This window comes from Streptomyces desertarenae, assembly GCF_042681365.1.
Classification (GTDB): Bacteria; Actinomycetota; Actinomycetes; order Streptomycetales; family Streptomycetaceae; genus Streptomyces; species Streptomyces desertarenae.
Map to the genome: position 1 here is coordinate 133,447 of NZ_JBHUFU010000001.1, position 16,123 is coordinate 149,569.

Here is a 16,123-nt window from a genome sequence, read left to right on the forward strand (position 1 = left end):
GCGCCCGGGCCGGACCCGGACGGGCCGCGGGCCGGCGCCGCGGGCCGGCGCCGCGATCCGGCGCCCCGCGCGCCTGCCCGCGGCGCCCCTACACGACGCCGAACCGCCGCGCCAGCGACTCGCGCTGCTCCCGGACGAAGGAGGCGTCCACCACCGCTCCGTGGCCGGGCACGTACACCGCGTCCTCGCCCCCCAGGGCGAGCAGCCGGTCCAGGGCGGCCGGCCAGTGGGCGGGGTGGGCGTCCGGGCCCGCCTGCGGCGCGCCGGACTCCTCCACCAGGTCCCCGCAGAAGACGACGTCCCGCCCGCCCCGGACGCCGGGGACCACGACGGCCAGGTCGTACGCGGTGTGCGCGGGGCCGACGTTGGCCAGCAGCACCTCCCGCCCGCCCAGCGCGACGGTCAGCTCGCCGACCACCCGGTGGTGCGGGTGGACGAGCACGTCGACGGCCTCGGCAGCCTCCTCGCGGTCCATGCCGTGCCGCACGGCGTCGTCCCGCAGCTCGTCCTTCGACCGGGCCAGCCACTCGTCGGCCCCCACGGCGGCGTAGACCTCCACCCCGGCGAAGGCCGCCGAGCCCAGGACGTGGTCGAAGTGCGGGTGGGTCAGCGCGACGTGGGTGGCCGGGCGGCCGAGGAGCCGGCGCAGCCCCCGCCGCAGCCCCGCGCCCTCGCGCAGGCTCGCGCCGGTGTCGACCACCAGCACCCCCGCCTCGCCCGCGACGGCGCCGACCGTCTCGTCCCAGCCGGGCATGCGGCGGCGCACGACTCCGGGCGAGAGATCTTCCCAATCGGTCTCCATACGGCGACGCTAGCGCCATCGTGCGGGTGACGCCCGTCCGACGGCGGCCGCGGCCGGTTTGCCTCTCCGTCCGGGGCCGCCCTTGCCCTGGCCGTGGTCACCGGCCGTACACTGGCCCAGGGACGCTGGCACTCACCGGCTGAGAGTGCCAGGCAGGGAAGCGGAAGAGGAACGGCCGGACGGGAGGTGCGCCCACATGCTCAGCGAACGCAGACTGGAGGTCCTGCGCGCCATCGTCCAGGACTACGTCGGCACCCAGGAACCCGTGGGCTCCAAGGCCCTGACCGAACGGCACAACCTCAAGGTCTCCCCGGCCACCGTGCGCAACGACATGGCGGCGCTGGAGGAGGAGGGGTACATCGCCCAGCCGCACACCAGCGCCGGCCGCATCCCCACCGACAAGGGCTACCGGCTGTTCGTCGACAAGCTGGCGAGCGTCAAGCCCCTGTCGAAGCCGGAGCGCCGGGCGATCCAGAACTTCCTGGAGGGCGCCGTCGACCTCGACGACGTCGTCAGCCGCACCGTGCGGCTGCTGGCCCAGCTCACCCGCCAGGTGGCGGTCGTCCAGTACCCCTCGCTGACCCGCTCGACCGTGCGCCACGTCGAGCTGCTGCTCCTCGCCCCCGCGCGTCTGATGCTCGTGCTGATCACGGACACCGGGCGGGTCGAGCAGCGCGTCGTGGAGTGCCCGGCCCCCATCTCCGAGACGTCACTGGCGGACCTGCGCGCCCGCCTCAACAGCCGGGTGGTCGGGGAGCGCTTCTCCGAGGTGCCCAAGCTGGTGCAGGACCTGCCGGACTCCTTCGACCAGGAGGACCGCGGTACGGTCTCCACCGTGCTGGCGACCCTGCTGGAGACCCTGGTGGAGGAGACCGAGGAGCGGCTGATGATCGGCGGCACCGCCAATCTCACCCGCTTCGTGCACGACTTCCCGCTGACCATCCGGCCGGTGCTGGAGGCGCTGGAGGAGCAGGTCGTGCTGCTCAAACTGCTGGGGGAGACCCAGGAGCCCGGCATGACGGTGCGCATCGGACATGAGAATGCTCACGAGGGGCTGACGTCCACGTCGGTCGTCTCGGTCGGTTACGGTTCGGGCGACGAGGCGGTCGCCAAGCTCGGCGTGGTCGGACCGACCCGCATGGACTACCCCGGAACGATGGGAGCGGTACGCGCAGTGGCACGTTACGTCGGACAGATCCTCGCGGAGTCGTAAGTGGCGACGGACTACTACGCGGTCCTGGGCGTGCAGCGCGATGCCTCGCAGGACGAGATCAAGAAGGCATTCCGGCGGCTCGCACGCGAGCTGCACCCGGACGTGAACCCGGACCCGAAGACGCAGGAGCGGTTCAAGGAGATCAACACCGCCTACGAGGTGCTCTCCGACCCGCAGAAGAAGCAGATGTACGACCTCGGCGGCGACCCGATGGGCGGCGCCGGGGCGCGGGGCGCGGGCTTCGGCGCGGGCTTCGGGAACTTCTCCGACATCATGGACGCCTTCTTCGGCACCGCCTCGCAGCGCGGGCCGAGGTCCCGCACCCGGCGCGGTCAGGACGCCATGATCCGGCTCGACATCGAACTGGACGAGGCGGCCTTCGGCACCACGAAGGACATCCAGGTCGACACGGCGATCGTCTGCACCACGTGCAGCGGCGAGGGCGCGGCCCCCGGCACGTCGGCCCAGACGTGCGACATGTGCCGCGGCCGCGGCGAGGTGTCGCAGGTCACCCGCTCCTTCCTGGGCCAGGTCATGACCTCGCGCCCCTGCCCGCAGTGCCAGGGCTTCGGCACGGTCGTGCCGAACCCGTGCCCGGAGTGCGCCGGTGACGGCCGCGTCCGCTCGCGGCGCAGCCTGACGGTGAAGATCCCGGCCGGCGTGGACAACGGCACCCGCATCCAGCTCGCCGGGGAGGGCGAGGTGGGCCCGGGCGGCGGTCCGGCGGGCGACCTGTACGTGGAGATCCACGAGGTCCCGCACCCGGTCTTCCAGCGGCGCGGCGACGACCTGCACTGCACGGTCACCCTCCCCATGACGGCCGCGGCGCTGGGCACCAAGGTGCCGCTGGAGACGCTGGACGGCCTGGAGGAGGTCGACATCAGGCCCGGCACCCAGTCCGGCCAGTCGATCCCGCTCCACCAGCGCGGTGTGACGCACCTGCGCGGCGGCGGCCGCGGCGACCTGATCGTCCACGTCGAGGTCCAGACCCCGTCCAAGCTCGACGCCGAGCAGGAGGAGCTGCTGCGGCGCCTGGCCAAGCTGCGGGGCGAGGAGCGGCCGACGGGCCAGTTCCAGCCCGGTCAGCAGGGGCTCTTCTCGCGGCTGAAGGACGCCTTCAACGGGCGCTGACGTCCCGGCGGGCGCCGGGCCGGCGGTCCGGCGCCCCGGGCGTGCGCCCGCGCGGTACGCGCCGCGCGGCGCCGCGCCCCGGCGTGGCAGGATGCCGTCATGCCCACCGCTCTGACCGCGTCCGCCGCGTTCGCCTCCTGGCTGGAGCATCCCGTCGTCCAGGCCCCCATGGCCGGGGGCCCCTCGTGCCCCGAGCTGGCCGCCGCCGTCTGCGGGGCGGGCGGGCTCGGCTTCCTCGCCGCCGGGCTCACCACCCCCGAGGCGATGCGCGAGGAGATCGGGCGGCTGCGGGAGCTGACCGGCCGCCCCTTCGGCGTCAACCTCTTCGTGCCGCAGCCCGGCGGCGGCTTCGAGGCGCAGGCCGCCGTCGCGGCCTACCGCGAGCGGCTCGCGGGCGAGGCCGCCCGGTACGGGACCGAGCCCGGACAGGCCGGCCCGGACGGCCGCGACGCCTACGAGGCCAAGCTGGCGGCCCTGCTGGACGACCCCGTGCCGCTGGTCTCCTTCACCTTCGGCTGCCCGCCGCGGGAGGTCCTGGCGGAGCTGGCGCGGGCGGGCAGCCTCACCGCGGTCACCGTCACCTCCGCGGCCGAGGCGCGCGCCTCGGCGGAGGCGGGGGCCGACCTCCTGTGCGTCCAGGGCGTGGAGGCGGGCGGCCACCGAAGCACGCACCGCGACGACCCCGGCGAGGCGGGCCCGGGCGCCGGGACCGGCCTGCTGACGCTGCTGGCGCAGGTCCGGGACGCCGTGTCCCTGCCGCTCGTCGCCGCGGGCGGGCTGATGCGCGGCGAGCAGATCGCCGCCGTGCTGGCCGCCGGAGCGGTGGCCGCGCAGCTCGGCACGGCGTTCCTGGCGTGCCCCGAGTCCGGGGCGCACCCGCTGCACAAGCGGGCCCTGACCGATCCCGCCTTCACCCGCACCGAGCTGACCCGCGCCTTCACCGGCCGTCCGGCGCGCGGGCTGGTCAACCGCTTCATGGCCGAGCACGGGCCCCACGCCCCCGCCGCCTACCCGCAGGTGCAGCAGGTGACCGCGCCGCTGCGCCGGGCCGCGGCGGCGGCGGGCGACCCGCAGGCCCTGCCGCTGTGGGCGGGCCAGGGCCACCGGCTGGTCCGGCCGCTGCCCGCCGCCGAGCTGGTCGGGGTGCTGGCCGGCGAGCTGGCGGCGGCCCGCGCCGCCCTCGCCGCCGGGAGGCCCGCATGACCGCGCCCGTCTTCGCCGTCGATCCCGGTGCCCTCGTCGGCGCGGCTCCCGGGGCCGTGCTGGCCCTGGACGGCCCCGAGGGCCGGCACGCCGTCGCGGTGCGGCGGCTGCGCGTCGGGGAGGAGGTCGTCCTCACCGACGGGCAGGGCACCGGAGCCTTCGGCACCGTCGCCGCCGTCGAGGGGAGGGAGCGGCTGGAGGTCGCCGTCGCCGAGGTGCGCACCGAGCCGGAGCCGCGTCCGCGGATCACCGTCGTCCAGGCGCTGCCCAAGGGCGACCGGGGCGAGCTGGCGGTGGAGACGATGACCGAGACGGGCGTGGACGCGATCGTGCCCTGGCCGGCGGCGCGCTGCGTGACGCAGTGGCGGGGCGAGCGCGGGGCGAAGGCGCTGCGCAAGTGGCGCAGCACGGCGCGCGAGGCGGGCAAGCAGGCCCGCAGGCTGCGCTTCCCCGAGGTGGCCGAGCCCGCGACCACCCGGCAGCTCCTGCCGCTGCTGTCCTCGGCCGCCTTCGCCGCCGTCCTCCACGAGGAGGGGGCCGAGCCGCTGGCCACCGCCGAACTGCCCGCCGGGGGCGACCTGGTGCTCGTCGTCGGCCCCGAGGGCGGGGTGGCGCCGGAGGAGCTGGAGGCGTTCGCCGGGGCCGGGGCGCGGCCGTACCGGCTGGGGCCGAGCGTGCTGCGCACCTCCACGGCGGGCACGGCCGCGGCGGCACTGCTGCTGGGGCGCACCGGCCGCTGGTCCTGATCCCCGGCCGGGGCGCGGGCGGGGTACGATCTCCACCGCGCACCCACAGCGGCCGGGTTCGACCACCCCTCAGCGAAAGGCGCCACCGTGGCGGAAGAACCGCAGGAAGACTGCCTGTTCTGCAAGATCGTCGCTGGTGATGTCCCGGCGACCGTCGTGCACGAGACCGACACCACGCTCGCCTTCCGGGACATCAACCCCCAGGCCCCCACGCACGTCCTGGTGATCCCCAAGGAGCACCACCCCGACGCCGCCGCCATGGCCGCCGCCTCCCCGCAGCTCGCCGCCGACGTGCTGCGCGCCGCGGGCGAGGTCGCGGAGAAGGAGAACATCGCCCCGCCCGGGGGCGCGACCGTCGGCTACCGCATCGTGTTCAACACCGGTGCGGGCGCCGGGCAGACGGTGTGGCACGCGCACGCCCACGTCCTCGGCGGCCGCGGCCTGAACTGGCCCCCCGGGTAAGGGGCCTCCTCCCCGCATGTCCGTACGGGAACTGGTCGTGCTGGGCACCGCCAGTCAGGTGCCCACCCGGCACCGCAACCACAACGGCTACGTACTGCGCTGGGACGGCGAGGCCCTCCTCTTCGACCCCGGCGAGGGCACCCAGCGCCAGATGCTCCGCGCGGGCGTGGCCGCCCACGACCTCACCCGGCTGTGCGTCACCCACTTCCACGGCGACCACTCGCTGGGTCTGGCGGGGGTGATCCAGCGCATCAACCTCGACCGGGTGCCCCACCCAGTCACGGCGCACTACCCGGCGAGCGGGCAGCGCTTCTTCGACCGGCTGCGGTACGCCACCGCCTACCGGGAGACGGTCGAGCTGCGCGAGGAGCCGGTGGCGGGGGACGGCGGCACGCTGGCCGCCACCGCCGGCTACACCCTCCTGGCACGCCGGCTCTCGCACCCGGTGGAGTCCTACGGCTACCGCCTGGTCGAGCCCGACGGGCGGCGGATGCTGCCCGAGCGGCTCGCCGCGCACGGCATCACCGGCGCCGACGTCGGCCGCATCCGGCGGGAGGGCGAGCTGCGCGGCACCTCCCTGGAGGAGGTGAGCGAGCCCCGGCCCGGACAGCGCTTCGCCTTCGTGATGGACACCCGGCTGTGCGACGCCGTCCACGAACTCGCCGAGGGCTGCGACCTGCTGGTCGCCGAGTCCACCTTCCTGGAGGCCGAGCGAGCCCTGGCCGAGGAGTACGGTCACCTCACCGCGGGCCAGGCCGCGTCCGTCGCGGCGGAGGCGGGCGTGCGGCACCTGGTGCTCACGCACTTCTCGCAGCGCTACGACGATCCGGCCGAGTTCGCCCGCCAGGCGCGGGAGGCCGGGTACCGGGGGGAGCTGACGGTGGCCGAGGACCTGGCGCGGGTGCCGGTGCCCCGGCGGCGCTGAGCGCCGCTCGCGCGAGGACCCCGGTCCGCTCCACCGGCCCGCGCCCTCCCGGCCGGGCACCGCCTGCGCCCGGTCCGCTCCTCCCGCCCGCACCGCCCCGTCGGCCTCCGCCCCGCGGCCCTTCCGGAAACCGGCGGGCACCCTTGACGGTCCCGATCCGCATACCTAGTCTCCGTTTCTGCACATGGACAGCGTTCATGTACGAGAACGGGCTGGTGGTGTCGGCCGCTCCGACCGCGGGCACCGGCGGCCCCGGCCCCCAGCCGACAGGAGTCGCCGGATGAAGGACCTGACCGTCACCGAGGTGCGCCTGACCCCGATCCTCGTCGCCGATCCGCCGCTGCTCAACACCCAGGGCGTCCACCAGCCGTACACTCCGCGACTGATCGTCGAGGTGGTCACGGCGGACGGCGTCACCGGCCTCGGCGAGACCTACGGCGACACCAAGTACCTGGAGGCGGCGCGCTCCCTCGCCGGACGGCTCCCCGGACGCTCGATCACCGATCTGAACGGCCTCCTCACCCTCGCCGAGGACGTCCCCCTGGACGGCCACACCGTCGACGGCTCCGTGGACGTGGGCGGGCTGCGCGGCGTCCAGACCGCCGACAAACTGCGGCTCTCCGTCGTCTCCGGCTTCGAGGTGGCCTGCCTGGACGCCCTGGGCAAGGCGCTCGGCCTGCCCGTGCACGCCCTGCTCGGCGGGAAGCTGCGCGACCGCGTGGAGTACAGCGCCTACCTCTTCTACCGCTGGGCCGGGCACCCGGAGGGGGTGGCGGGGGAGAGCGACGACTGGGGCGCCGCCCTGGACCCCGAGGGGATCGTCGCCCAGGCCCGCCGCTTCGTCCGCGACCACGGTTTCGGCTCCTTCAAGCTCAAGGGCGGGGTCTTCCCGCCCGAGGAGGAGATCGCCGCCGTCCGCGCGCTCGCCGACGCCTTCCCCGGCCGGCCGCTGCGCCTGGACCCCAACGGCGCCTGGTCGGTGGAGACCTCGCTGAAGGTCGCCGCCGAACTGCGCGACGTGCTGGAGTACCTGGAGGACCCGACCACCGGGACCTCCGCCATGGCCGAGGTCGCCGCACGGGCCGGCGGGCTGCCGCTGGCCACCAACATGTGCGTGACGACCTTCCCGGAGATCGCCGGGGCCTTCACCGCCGGCGCCGTCCAGGTCGTGCTCAGCGACCACCACTACTGGGGCGGGCTGCGCAACACCCGCCACCTGGCCGAGATCTGCCGCACCTTCGGCGTCGGGGTCTCCATGCACTCCAACACCCACCTGGGCATCAGCCTCGCCGCCATGACCCACGTCGCCGCCACCGTGCCCGGCCTGCACCACGCCTGCGACACCCACTACCCCTGGCAGACCGAGGACGTGCTCACCGAGCGCCCGGCCTTCTCGGGCGGCTGCGTCACCGTTCCCGACGGCCCCGGCCTGGGCGTCACCCTCGACCGCGACCGGCTCGACGCCCTCCACCGGCGCTGGCTGGCGGACGACGGCTCCCTGCGGGACCGGGACGACGCCGCCGCCATGCGCCGGGCCGACCCCGGCTGGACCACCCCCCCGGTGCCGCGCTGGTGACGGGCGGACGGACGGGCGGCGCACCGCGCCCGGCACCGGCGGTCCGGGGACGGCGCGTCCCGCGGCCGCCGGTGCCCCCGGTCCGGTTGGGGCACACTGGCCGCATGCTCGACCCGCTCGCCGCGCTCCGCACCCCCGACGACCCGCCCCACGACGTCTACCTGACCGGGAGCGTCTTCCTGGACATCGTCTTCACCGGCCTGGACTCCGCGCCCGTGCGCGGCACGGAATCCTGGGCCAGGGGCATGGGGTCCAGTCCCGGCGGAGTCGCCAACATGGCCACCGCCCTGGCCCGGCTCGGCCTGCGCACCTGCCTGGCGGCCGCCTTCGGGGACGACATGTACGGCGAGTACTGCTGGGAGTCCCTGGAGCGCGGCGAGGGCATCGACCTGTCCCTGTCGCGCACCGTCCCCGGCTGGCACTCGCCCGTCACCGTCTCGATGGCCTACGAGGGCGAGCGGACGATGGTCTCCCACGGGCACGAGGCCCCGCCTCCCCGGGAGCCCGCCCCCGGCACCCCGCCCCCCGCCCGCGCCTGTGTCGCCTCCCTCCAGCAGGGTGCCGACCAGGAGTGGCTGGAGCGCGCCGCCCGCGCCGGCAGCCGGATCTTCGCCGACGTCGGCTGGGACGACACCGGCCGCTGGGACCCGGCCGACCTCGCCGGCCTGGAGCACTGCGAGGCGTTCCTGCCCAACGCCGGGGAGGCGATGCGCTACACCCGCACCGACTGCCCCCGCACCGCCGCCCACCGCCTGGCCGAGAAGGTCCCGACGGCCGTGGTCACCCTGGGCTCCGAGGGCGCCTACGCGGTGGACGGCTCCACCGGCGAGACCGCCGAGGTGCCCGCCATCGAGGTGGAGGCGCTGGACCCCACCGGCGCCGGGGACGTGTTCGTGGCCGGTTTCGTCACCGGCACCCTGGCGGGCTGGCCGCTGGCCGACCGGCTCGCCTTCGCGGGCCTGACCGCCGCCCTGTCGGTGCAGGAGTTCGGCGGTTCGCTCTCGGCGCCCGGCTGGGCCGAGGTCGCCGCCTGGTGGCAGCACGTGCGCGCCTTCGACGACCAGGACCCGGCCGCCCTGCGCCGCTACGCCTTCCTCGACGCCCTGCTGCCCGGCTGCGGCCGCCCCTGGCCGCTGCGCCGGGCGGTGCCCACCATCGGCTTCCGCAGGCCGTGAGGCCGCCCCGCCGCCCCGGGCCCCCTTCCGGCAGCCCCCGCCCCGGGGGCTGCCGGAAGGGGGCCCGGGGCGGTGCCGACAAATCCCTACTGGCCCGGTGCCGCCACGGCGTACCCTGGAGGCACCAGGCGCACGGCAGCGACAGAGAGGGATGCGCAGGCCACAGAGCCGGCCCATGACTCACACACACACAGACCAGGCACGGTCCACCCAGGCGAGTGCCCGCTTCACCGTCCCGGCCAAGCACCCGATGGTGACGGTGCTCGGTTCCGGCGACTCCCTCCTCCGGGTGATCGAGAAGGCGTTCCCCGCCACGGACATCCACGTCCGGGGCAACGAGATCAGCGCGACGGGCGACGCGGGGGACGTCGCGCTCGTCCAGCGCCTGTTCGACGAGATGATGCTGGTGCTGCGCACCGGCCAGCCCCTGACGGAGGACGCCGTGGAGCGGTCGATCGCCATGCTCAAGGACGCCGTGGGCGACGACGGCGGGAACGCCGAGACGCCCGCCCAGGTCCTCACCCAGAACATCCTGTCCAACCGCGGCCGCACGATCCGCCCCAAGACGCTCAACCAGAAGCGCTACGTGGACGCGATCGACGAGCACACCATCGTGTTCGGCATCGGCCCCGCGGGCACCGGCAAGACCTACCTGGCGATGGCCAAGGCCGTGCAGGCCCTGCAGTCCAAGCAGGTCACCCGCATCATCCTGACCCGGCCCGCCGTGGAGGCGGGGGAGCGCCTGGGCTTCCTGCCCGGCACCCTCTACGAGAAGATCGACCCCTACCTGCGGCCGCTGTACGACGCGCTGCACGACATGCTCGACCCCGACTCGATCCCGCGCCTGATGGCCGCCGGGACGATCGAGGTCGCGCCGCTGGCGTACATGCGCGGCCGGACGCTCAACGACGCCTTCATCATCCTGGACGAGGCGCAGAACACGAACCCCGAGCAGATGAAGATGTTCCTCACCCGGCTCGGGTTCGACTCCAAGATAGTGATCACCGGTGACGTCACGCAGGTCGACCTGCCCGGCGGCACCAGAAGCGGTCTGCGCCAGGTGCAGGAGATCCTGGAGGGCGTCGAGGACGTCCACTTCTCGCGGCTCACCAGCACCGACGTCGTCCGGCACAAGCTGGTCGGCCGCATCGTCGACGCCTACGACCGCTACGACGACCGCAACGGCACGACCAACGGCAGTGACCGGAAGTAACGGAAAGCAACCGACACCCCTATGTCGATCGACGTCAACAACGAGTCCGGCCGGGAGATCGACGAACGCGCGATCCTCGACATCGCCCGCTACGCCCTGGCCAGGATGCGCATCCACCCGCTCTCGGAGCTGTCGGTGATCGCCGTCGACGCCGACGCGATGGAGCAGCTCCACCGGCAGTGGATGGACCTGCCCGGCCCGACCGACGTCATGTCCTTCCCGATGGACGAGCTGCGCCCGCCCGCCAAGGACGACGAGGAGCCCCCGCAGGGGCTCCTCGGCGACATCGTCCTGTGCCCCGAGGTCGCCGAGCGGCAGGGCGAGCAGGCCCCGACGAAGCACTCCATGGACGAGGAGCTCCAGCTGCTCACCGTCCACGGCGTGCTCCACCTCCTGGGCTACGACCACGAGACGCCCGCCGAGCGGACCGAGATGTTCGGCCTCCAGGCGGCGATCGTCGACGGCTGGCGCGCCGAGCGCGGTCTGACGGGGCCCTCGCCGGCCCCGACGACGACATGAGCGCCCCCCTGGTCGCCGCGGCGGTCCTGCTGGTGGGACTCGCCTGGCTCGCCGCCTGCGCCGAGGCGGGCCTGGCCAGCACCACCAGCTACCGGGCCGAGGAGGCCGTCCGCTCCGGGCGGCGCGGCGGCGCCCGGCTGGCCGCCGTCGCCGCCGACCCCACCCGCTACCTCAACCTGGCCCTGCTGCTGCGCGTCGCCGCCGAGATGGCGGCCGGGGTCCTGGTCACCTACGGCTTCCTCCACACCTTCGACCGGACCTGGCAGGCGCTGTCGGCCGCCATCGCCGCGATGGTGCTGGTCTCCTACGTCGCGGTGGGCGTCTCGCCGCGCACCATCGGCCGCCAGCACCCGCTGAACACCGCCACGGCCGCCGCCTACGTGCTGCTGCCGCTGGCCCGCGTCCTGGGCCCGCTGCCGCAGCTGCTGATCCTCCTGGGCAACGCGCTCACCCCGGGCCGGGGCTTCCGCAAGGGGCCGTTCGCCACCGAGGCCGAGCTGAGGGCCATGGTGGACCTGGCCGGACGGGAGTCGCTGATCGAGGACGAGGAGCGCCGGATGGTGCACTCGGTCTTCGAGCTGGGCGACACCCTGGTGCGCGAGGTGATGGTGCCCCGCACCGAACTGGTCTCCATCGAGCGCTTCAAGACCGTGCGCCAGGCGCTCACCCTCGCCCTGCGCTCGGGCTTCTCCCGCATCCCGGTGACCGGCGAGAACGAGGACGACGTCGTCGGCATCGTCTACCTCAAGGACCTCGCGCGTCGGGTGCACGTCAACCGCGACGCCGAGAACGACTCGGTCTCCGCGGTCATGCGGCCCGCGGCCTTCGTCCCCGACACCAAGAACGCCGGCGATCTGCTGCGGGAGATGCAGAAGGACCGCAACCACGTCGCCGTCGTCGTCGACGAGTACGGCGGCACGGCCGGGATCGTCACCATCGAGGACATCCTGGAGGAGATCGTCGGGGAGATCACCGACGAGTACGACCGCGAGCTGCCGCCCGTCGAGGAGCTGGGCGACGGCCGCTACCGGGTCACGGCCCGGCTCGACCTGGGCGACCTGGGCGAGCTGTACGGCCTGGACCTGGAGGACGAGGACGTGGAGACGGTCGGCGGCCTGCTGGCCAAACTGCTGGGCCGGGTGCCCATCGCGGGCGCCACGGCCCTGGTGGACCTGGCCGAGGGCCGCGGCGCCCGCGACCGCGACCACCACAGGGAGCACCACCGCCCTGCCGAACCGGCCCACTCCGGGCCGCAGGGCCTGCGGCTGACGGCCGAGTCCACGGCGGGCCGCCGCAACCGCATCGTCACCGTCCTGGTCGAGCCGGTCCGCGCCACCGCCCCCGCGCCCGCGGACGAGCCGGTCGGGGGCGGCGGCTGATCTCCGGTCCGCGCCACCGCCCCCGCGGCGACGGCATATGCTCACCCCCATGAGCGAAGCCGCCGACCTGGACCCCGAAGACCGCAAGATCGTCACTCTCGCCCGCAGCGCACGGGCCCGCAACGCCGTGCCCGAGGGGGCGGCCGTGCGGGACGAGACCGGACGCACCTACGTCGCCGGGACCGTCGCGCTCAGGTCGCTCAGGCTGAGCGCCCTGCAGACCGCCGTGGCGATGGCCGTGGCCTCCGGCGCCACGTCCCTGGAGGCCGCGGCCGTGGTCTCCGAGGCGCCCGCCGTCCCCTCCGCCGACCTGGCCGCCGTCCACGACCTGGGCGGGCCCGCCACCCCGGTGCTGCTCGCCGGCCCGGACGGCACGGTGCGCTCCACCGTCACCGCGGGCTGAGCGTCCGCCGGTACGGGGCACACCGCCGATCGGGGAGAATGGCCTCCATGAGCGACCGTTCCCCCTCTTCCCGACCCCGGACGCAGACGGAGCCCGCGCCGCACCGCGCGGGCTTCGCCTGCTTCGTCGGCCGCCCCAACGCGGGCAAGTCGACGCTCACCAACGCCCTGGTGGGAACGAAGGTCGCGATCACCTCCAACCGCCCGCAGACCACCCGGCACACCGTCCGGGGCATCGTCCACCGCCCCGACGCGCAGCTGGTCCTGGTGGACACCCCCGGGCTGCACAAGCCGCGCACCCTGCTGGGCGAGCGGCTCAACGACGTGGTGCGCACCACCTGGGCCGAGGTCGACGTGATCGGCTTCTGCCTGCCCGCGGACCAGAAGATCGGCCCCGGCGACCGGTTCATCGCCAAGGAGCTGGCCGGCCTCAAGCGGACCCCGAAGGTGGCGGTCGTCACCAAGACCGACCTGGTGGACCCCCAGGCGCTGGCCGGGCAGCTCGTCGCCGTCGACCGGCTGGGCAGGGAGCTGGGCGTCGAGTGGGCCGAGATCGTCCCGGTCTCGGCCACCGCCGGCGACCAGGTGGACCTCCTGGCCGACCTGCTGGTCCCGCTGCTGCCCGAGGGGCCGCAGCTCTACCCGGACGGCGACCTCACCGACGAGCCCGAGCAGGTCATGGTCGCCGAGCTGATCCGCGAGGCCGCCCTGGAGGGCGTGCGCGACGAACTGCCGCACTCCATCGCGGTGGTGGTGGAGGAGATGGCCCCGCGCGAGGGCCGCCCGCCCGGCCGGCCGCTGCTGGACATCCACGCCAACGTCTTCATCGAGCGGCCCAGCCAGAAGGGGATCGTCATCGGCCCCAAGGGCAGCCGGCTGAAGGAGGTCGGCACCAAGTCCCGACAGCAGATCGAGGCGCTGCTGGGCACGCCCGTCTACCTCGACCTGCACGTCAAGGTCGCCAAGGACTGGCAGCGCGACCCCAAGCAGCTCCGCCGGCTCGGCTTCTAGGCCGCCCCGGCGGCGGCGGGCGGCCGGGTCCTGCCGCGTCCGGCCGCCCACCGGTGCCCTTCCATGTGTGTTCTCGCATACTGATACACACCGCCACGCACCGTCCGCCTCCGTTACGCTGGACCGCATCATGCGTTTTGGGCTGCTCCTCCTTAGCTGCCGCGGCGAGGGCCTGTAGTCATACGGCCGACCCCCTCCCCGCGGAGTTCGGCGATGCCGTCGTCGGCCCCTTCGGAAAGTCCCCGAAGCCGTCATCCCGCAAGGAGTCCGAGCCCATGAGCAGTTCCTCCTCCCGCGTCGGGCGCCCCACGCCCGTCACCGCGCGGACCGTCGCCCAGAAGCCGTCCGGCATGCCGGTCCACCGCTACCGCGGCTACGAGGCCGTCGACCTGCCCGACCGCACCTGGCCGGAGAAGCGGATCACGAAGGCGCCCCGCTGGCTGTCGACCGACCTGCGCGACGGCAACCAGGCCCTGATCGACCCGATGTCGCCGGCCCGCAAGCGGGAGATGTTCGACCTGCTGGTCCGCATGGGCTACAAGGAGATCGAGGTCGGCTTCCCCTCCTCGGGCCAGACCGACTTCGACTTCGTGCGCTCCATCATCGAGGAGGGCGCGATCCCCGAGGACGTGACGATCTCCGTCCTGACCCAGGCGCGCGAGGACCTGATCGAGCGGACGGTGGAGTCGCTGCGCGGCGCCCACCGCGCCACCGTCCACCTGTACAACGCCACCGCCCCCGTCTTCCGCCGCGTGGTCTTCCGCGGCAGCAGGGACGACGTGAAGCAGATCGCCGTGGACGGCACCCGCCTGGTGATGGAGTACGCGGAGAAGCTGCTGGGCGAGGAGACGACCTTCGGCTACCAGTACAGCCCGGAGATCTTCACCGACACCGAGCTGGACTTCGCCCTGGAGGTCTGCGAGGCGGTCATGGACGTCTGGCAGCCCGAGGACGGCCGCGAGATCATCCTCAACCTGCCCGCCACCGTCGAGCGCTCCACCCCCTCCACCCACGCCGACCGCTTCGAGTGGATGTCGCGGAACCTGTCGCGGCGCGAGTTCGTCTGCCTGTCCACCCACCCCCACAACGACCGGGGCACCGCGGTGGCCGCCGCCGAGCTGGCGGTCATGGCCGGCGCCGACCGCGTCGAGGGCTGCCTGTTCGGGCAGGGTGAGCGCACCGGCAACGTGGACCTGGTCACCCTGGGCATGAACCTGTTCTCCCAGGGCGTCGACCCGCAGATCGACTTCAGCCGGATCGACGAGATCCGCCGCACCGCCGAGTATTGCAACCAGATGGAGGTCCACCCGCGCCACCCGTACGCGGGCGACCTGGTCTACACCGCCTTCTCCGGCTCCCACCAGGACGCCATCAAGAAGGGCTTCGAGGCGCTGGAGGCCGACGCGGCCGCGGCCGGCAAGGCGGTCGAGGAGATCGAGTGGGCGGTGCCGTACCTGCCCATCGACCCCAAGGACGTGGGCCGCTCCTACGAGGCGGTCATCCGCGTCAACTCCCAGTCCGGCAAGGGCGGTGTCGCCTACGTCCTGAAGAACGACCACAAGCTGGACCTGCCGCGCCGGATGCAGATCGAGTTCTCCAAGATCATCCAGGCGAAGACCGACGCCGAGGGCGGCGAGGTCACCCCCGCCCAGATCTGGGAGGCCTTCCGCGACGAGTACCTGCCCAACCCCGACAACCCCTGGGGCCGCATCCAGGTACGCGCCGGACAGACCACCACCGACACCGACGGGGTGGACACCCTCACCGTCGAGGCCGCCGTGGACGGCACCGAGACCGTGCTCACCGGCACCGGCAACGGCCCGATCTCCGCGTTCTTCGAGGCCCTGGCCGGCATCGGCATCGACGCCCGCCTGCTGGACTACCAGGAGCACACCATGAGCGAGGGCGCCTCCGCGCAGGCCGCCTCGTACATCGAGTGCGCCATCGACGGCAAGGTGCTGTGGGGCATCGGCATCGACCCCAACACCACCCGCGCCTCCCTGAAGGCCATCGTCTCCGCCGTCAACCGAGCCTACCGCTGACGGCTTCCGGCACCACCGCGGCGGCCCCGCCGGACACCCGTCCGGCGGGGCCGCCGCCGCTGCGCCGGGGTCCGGGCTCACCGCAGGTCCAGCTCCGCCCAGACGGTCCTGCCGGGAGCCGGCCCCGGCTCCCGCCCGCAGACGCCCCAGCGGTCCGCGAGGGCGGCCACCAGGAGGAGCACGCGACCGGACTCGTCGGTGGGCGCGGGGGCCCGGGGCCCGAAGGGCGGGCGGCTTGAGGGAAGTTCGAATGCCATGCCCGCCAAGGAACAGCGCCACCGCCCGGCGCGGGAAGGGCCACCGCGGTCCGACCGGGACGTGTAC

The 16,123-nt window shown here is 74.2% G+C and carries 16 protein-coding genes; 14 read left to right on the forward strand and 2 right to left on the reverse strand.

All coding sequences use genetic code 11. From position 1 onward, the window contains the following. Positions 1–88: 88 nt before the first annotated feature. On the reverse strand, positions 89–802 hold the full coding sequence (locus ACFSJS_RS00535; RefSeq protein ID WP_380895428.1) for an MBL fold metallo-hydrolase: 714 nt from the start codon (positions 800–802) through the stop codon (positions 89–91). 196 nt (positions 803–998) lie between these two features. On the opposite strand from ACFSJS_RS00535, the gene hrcA reads away from it, so the two are divergent. The 14 genes from hrcA to leuA all read left to right on the forward strand — a co-directional run bounded on the left by hrcA (position 999) and on the right by leuA (position 15,799). After that, the gene (hrcA, locus tag ACFSJS_RS00540; RefSeq protein ID WP_380895431.1) at positions 999–2,015 is read left to right on the forward strand and encodes a heat-inducible transcriptional repressor HrcA; all 1,017 of its coding nucleotides are present in this window, start codon (positions 999–1,001) and stop codon (positions 2,013–2,015) included. After that, on the forward strand, positions 2,016–3,146 hold the full coding sequence (gene dnaJ, locus ACFSJS_RS00545) for a molecular chaperone DnaJ (protein WP_380895433.1): 1,131 nt from the start codon (positions 2,016–2,018) through the stop codon (positions 3,144–3,146). Between the two features lie 99 nt (positions 3,147–3,245). Beyond that, positions 3,246–4,349, forward strand: a complete 1,104-nt coding sequence (locus tag ACFSJS_RS00550) for a nitronate monooxygenase (protein ID WP_380895435.1) — start codon at positions 3,246–3,248, stop codon at positions 4,347–4,349. After that, positions 4,346–5,095 carry a 16S rRNA (uracil(1498)-N(3))-methyltransferase gene (locus ACFSJS_RS00555; protein ID WP_380895438.1) on the forward strand — a complete coding sequence of 250 codons (750 nt, stop codon included), beginning with the start codon at positions 4,346–4,348 and terminating at the stop codon, positions 5,093–5,095. The genes ACFSJS_RS00550 and ACFSJS_RS00555 overlap by 4 nt, the downstream gene beginning before the upstream one ends. Before the next feature lie 87 nt (positions 5,096–5,182). Further along, a complete protein-coding gene (locus ACFSJS_RS00560; protein WP_380895440.1) occupies positions 5,183–5,557 on the forward strand; it encodes a histidine triad nucleotide-binding protein in 375 nt (124 codons plus the stop codon). A gap of 16 nt (positions 5,558–5,573) precedes the next feature. Then, complete coding sequence (locus ACFSJS_RS00565; RefSeq protein WP_380895442.1) at positions 5,574–6,482, forward strand: ribonuclease Z; 909 nt, start codon at positions 5,574–5,576, stop codon at positions 6,480–6,482. 280 nt (positions 6,483–6,762) lie between these two features. Next, positions 6,763–8,058 carry a glucarate dehydratase family protein gene (locus ACFSJS_RS00570; protein WP_380895444.1) on the forward strand — a complete coding sequence of 432 codons (1,296 nt, stop codon included), beginning with the start codon at positions 6,763–6,765 and terminating at the stop codon, positions 8,056–8,058. Between the two features lie 104 nt (positions 8,059–8,162). After that, a complete protein-coding gene (locus tag ACFSJS_RS00575) occupies positions 8,163–9,233 on the forward strand; it encodes a carbohydrate kinase family protein (protein ID WP_380895446.1) in 1,071 nt (356 codons plus the stop codon). Positions 9,234–9,408: 175 nt separating this feature from the next. Beyond that, complete coding sequence (locus tag ACFSJS_RS00580; RefSeq protein WP_380895447.1) at positions 9,409–10,446, forward strand: PhoH family protein; 1,038 nt, start codon at positions 9,409–9,411, stop codon at positions 10,444–10,446. A 21-nt stretch (positions 10,447–10,467) separates the two neighbouring features. Further along, positions 10,468–10,965, forward strand: a complete 498-nt coding sequence (ybeY, locus tag ACFSJS_RS00585) for an rRNA maturation RNase YbeY (protein WP_380895449.1) — start codon at positions 10,468–10,470, stop codon at positions 10,963–10,965. Then, complete coding sequence (locus ACFSJS_RS00590; protein ID WP_380895452.1) at positions 10,962–12,344, forward strand: hemolysin family protein; 1,383 nt, start codon at positions 10,962–10,964, stop codon at positions 12,342–12,344. Before ybeY ends, ACFSJS_RS00590 begins: the two co-directional genes overlap by 4 nt. Positions 12,345–12,381: 37 nt before the next feature. Continuing rightward, positions 12,382–12,747 carry a cytidine deaminase gene (locus ACFSJS_RS00595; protein ID WP_380895453.1) on the forward strand — a complete coding sequence of 122 codons (366 nt, stop codon included), beginning with the start codon at positions 12,382–12,384 and terminating at the stop codon, positions 12,745–12,747. 38 nt (positions 12,748–12,785) lie between these two features. After that, the gene (gene era / locus ACFSJS_RS00600) at positions 12,786–13,757 is read left to right on the forward strand and encodes a GTPase Era (protein ID WP_380895455.1); all 972 of its coding nucleotides are present in this window, start codon (positions 12,786–12,788) and stop codon (positions 13,755–13,757) included. A 275-nt stretch (positions 13,758–14,032) separates the two neighbouring features. Continuing rightward, entirely contained in the window at positions 14,033–15,799 is a 1,767-nt protein-coding gene (gene leuA / locus ACFSJS_RS00605; RefSeq protein WP_380895457.1) for a 2-isopropylmalate synthase, read from the forward strand. 77 nt (positions 15,800–15,876) lie between these two features. Here leuA and ACFSJS_RS00610 read toward each other — a convergent pair whose 3' ends face one another. Then, a complete protein-coding gene (locus ACFSJS_RS00610) occupies positions 15,877–16,056 on the reverse strand; it encodes an ATP-binding protein (protein ID WP_380895459.1) in 180 nt (59 codons plus the stop codon). Positions 16,057–16,123 lie beyond the last annotated feature (67 nt).

What these genes read in the sequence shown, in the direction of transcription:
- era (WP_380895455.1), top strand. Translation starts at nt 12,786, where the DNA reads ATGGCCTCCATGAGCGACCGTTCCCCCTCTTCCCGACCCCGGACGCAG.
- ACFSJS_RS00535 (WP_380895428.1), bottom strand. Translation starts at nt 802, where the DNA reads ATGGAGACCGATTGGGAAGATCTCTCGCCCGGAGTCGTGCGCCGCCGC.
- ACFSJS_RS00550 (WP_380895435.1), top strand. Translation starts at nt 3,246, where the DNA reads ATGCCCACCGCTCTGACCGCGTCCGCCGCGTTCGCCTCCTGGCTGGAG.
- ACFSJS_RS00595 (WP_380895453.1), top strand. Translation starts at nt 12,382, where the DNA reads ATGCTCACCCCCATGAGCGAAGCCGCCGACCTGGACCCCGAAGACCGC.
- leuA (WP_380895457.1), top strand. Translation starts at nt 14,033, where the DNA reads ATGAGCAGTTCCTCCTCCCGCGTCGGGCGCCCCACGCCCGTCACCGCG.
- ACFSJS_RS00565 (WP_380895442.1), top strand. Translation starts at nt 5,574, where the DNA reads ATGTCCGTACGGGAACTGGTCGTGCTGGGCACCGCCAGTCAGGTGCCC.
- hrcA (WP_380895431.1), top strand. Translation starts at nt 999, where the DNA reads ATGCTCAGCGAACGCAGACTGGAGGTCCTGCGCGCCATCGTCCAGGAC.
- ACFSJS_RS00590 (WP_380895452.1), top strand. Translation starts at nt 10,962, where the DNA reads ATGAGCGCCCCCCTGGTCGCCGCGGCGGTCCTGCTGGTGGGACTCGCC.
- ACFSJS_RS00610 (WP_380895459.1), bottom strand. Translation starts at nt 16,056, where the DNA reads ATGGCATTCGAACTTCCCTCAAGCCGCCCGCCCTTCGGGCCCCGGGCC.
- ACFSJS_RS00555 (WP_380895438.1), top strand. Translation starts at nt 4,346, where the DNA reads ATGACCGCGCCCGTCTTCGCCGTCGATCCCGGTGCCCTCGTCGGCGCG.
- ybeY (WP_380895449.1), top strand. Translation starts at nt 10,468, where the DNA reads ATGTCGATCGACGTCAACAACGAGTCCGGCCGGGAGATCGACGAACGC.
- ACFSJS_RS00575 (WP_380895446.1), top strand. Translation starts at nt 8,163, where the DNA reads ATGCTCGACCCGCTCGCCGCGCTCCGCACCCCCGACGACCCGCCCCAC.
- ACFSJS_RS00580 (WP_380895447.1), top strand. Translation starts at nt 9,409, where the DNA reads ATGACTCACACACACACAGACCAGGCACGGTCCACCCAGGCGAGTGCC.
- ACFSJS_RS00570 (WP_380895444.1), top strand. Translation starts at nt 6,763, where the DNA reads ATGAAGGACCTGACCGTCACCGAGGTGCGCCTGACCCCGATCCTCGTC.